Here is a 1,844-nt window from a genome sequence, read left to right on the forward strand (position 1 = left end):
GCTGCCTCATCGCCCTCAGCGACGGCGCCACCCGCTGGACCGAGCGCTTCCACCAGGGCGACTGGGCCGCCCTCGCCGGCCTCCTGCGCGAACGGGGCCCCCGCGCCCTGCTCGCCGAGGTCCGCCGCCTGGAAGGGACGCCGGAGGGACGGGCGAAGCCGGGGAAGCCCCATGACGACGCGAGCGTGATCCTGGCGGAGGTGGGGGGCGCGGGGGCGTAGGGGGGTGGGGACGCGGCGGGGGGACGCGCGGACGCGGCGGGGTGGGGCGGAGACGCCCGGGGACGCGCGGACGCGGCGGGGGGCGCGGCCGGGGTGGCCGGACGGCGTGGGCGGGCCCGCTCAGAGCCGGTTCAGGCGGTGGAGGAGGCGGGCCAGTTCGGCGACCTCCCCGGGCGGCCAGCCGGACATCGCCTCGACGTAGGCGGCGCGGCGGCGTTCGCGCACTTGGCGGAAGCGGGCCTCACCCTCGGGGGTGAGACGTACGAGGCTCGCGCGGCCGTCGTCGGGGTCGGGGGCGCGGGTGACGAGACCGAGGCGTTCGAGCGCGCGGATCTGGCGGCTGACGGTGGCTTTGCCGACGCCGAAGTACAGCGCGAGATCGGTGGCGCGCTGGGCTCCGCCGCTCTCCAGGCGGACGAGGAAGCCGTACGCGGCCGATTCCAGGCCCGGGTGGACCTCGCCCGCGAGTTCGCTCGACGTGGCCCTCGCTCTGCGCAGGAGGAGGCTCAGCTCGCGCTCCAGGGCGAGAAAGGCGTTCTCGGTCATGGCGTCCGTTCCTGGCGGCTGAAAAACAGCCCTCTCTCGGGGGTGAAACCGCAGCGTGTCCAGTATTTCCCAGGACTGGACCAGTGACGGCCAAAAGGCGCCCTACCCCACCTCGGCTCTACTCGCGTAGCGTCGACATTTGGCATGCTCCCGGCATCCGACCCGGTCGTGTCGCAAATCGCCAGGTTCCCCACAACCCGGACTTCTCGGAGGCACGCTGTGTCCGTGCACACGATCCGATCATCCCGCCGCTCGCGCTTCCGGGCGGCCGGAACTCTCCTCGCAGCCCTGTCCCTCCTCCTGGCCCTGCCGATGACGGCCCGGGCCGCCGAAGAACCCTCGGTACCCGAGCGCGGCAGCGCCTACCTCGGCATGGGGGTCGCCGCCCACGACGGCGTGGGCGGACTCCCCCGGGGCAGCCGGGCCGCCCAGACCGAAGGCGTGGACGTCTCCAGCTACCAGGGGAACGTCAACTGGAGCACGCTGTGGAACAGCGGCGTCAAGTGGGCGTACACGAAAGCGACCGAAGGGACCTACTACACGAATCCTTCCTTCACCCAGCAGTACAACGGCTCCTACAACGTCGGCATGATCCGGGGCTCGTACCACTTCGCGACCCCGGACACGACGAGCGGCACCGCCCAGGCCAACTACTTCGTGGACCACGGGGGCGGCTGGTCGAAGGACGGCAAGACGCTGCCCGGCGTGCTCGACATCGAGTGGAACCCGTACGGGGCCCAGTGCTACGGCAAGTCGGCCTCCGCGATGGTCAGCTGGATCAAGGACTTCGCGAAGACCTACAAGACCCGCACCGGGCGTGACGTCGTGATCTACACGGCGACGAGCTGGTGGAAGACCTGCACGGGCAACTCCGCCGCCTTCGGCTCCACCAACCCGCTCTGGGTGGCCCGCTACGCCTCCTCGGTGGGGGCCCTGCCGGCCGGCTGGGGCTTCTACACGATGTGGCAGTACACCTCCTCCGGCCCGACGGTGGGCGACCACAACAAGTTCAACGGCGCCCTGGACCGGGTCAAGGCCCTGGCCAACGGCTGAGAGGCGCCCCGCGAGAACCCGGTG

At 71.7% G+C, this 1,844-nt stretch carries 2 protein-coding genes and 1 pseudogene; 2 read left to right on the forward strand and 1 reads right to left on the reverse strand.

What is annotated here, in order from left to right; genetic code table 11:
* Window positions 1-221, forward strand: a pseudogene (locus tag SSBG_RS07725) (hypothetical protein); the annotation flags it as partial.
* 120 nt (window positions 222-341) lie between these two features.
* Here SSBG_RS07725 and SSBG_RS07730 read toward each other — a convergent pair.
* The gene (locus SSBG_RS07730) at window positions 342-767 is read right to left on the reverse strand and encodes a MarR family winged helix-turn-helix transcriptional regulator (protein ID WP_037869185.1); all 426 of its coding nucleotides are present in this window, start codon (window positions 765-767) and stop codon (window positions 342-344) included.
* 312 nt (window positions 768-1,079) lie between these two features.
* Here SSBG_RS07730 and SSBG_RS07735 point away from each other — a divergent pair, with 312 nt between their 5' ends.
* Entirely contained in the window at window positions 1,080-1,820 is a 741-nt protein-coding gene (locus tag SSBG_RS07735) for a lysozyme (RefSeq protein ID WP_234010729.1), read from the forward strand.
* Window positions 1,821-1,844 lie beyond the last annotated feature (24 nt).

This window comes from Streptomyces sp. SPB074, assembly GCF_000154905.1.
In the GTDB taxonomy this organism is placed as follows: domain Bacteria; phylum Actinomycetota; class Actinomycetes; order Streptomycetales; family Streptomycetaceae; genus Streptomyces.

Coding starts and splice junctions, on each gene's coding strand:
- SSBG_RS07735 (WP_234010729.1), top strand. CDS start 1,080: ATGACGGCCCGGGCCGCCGAAGAACCCTCGGTACCCGAGCGCGGCAGC.
- SSBG_RS07730 (WP_037869185.1), bottom strand. CDS start 767: ATGACCGAGAACGCCTTTCTCGCCCTGGAGCGCGAGCTGAGCCTCCTC.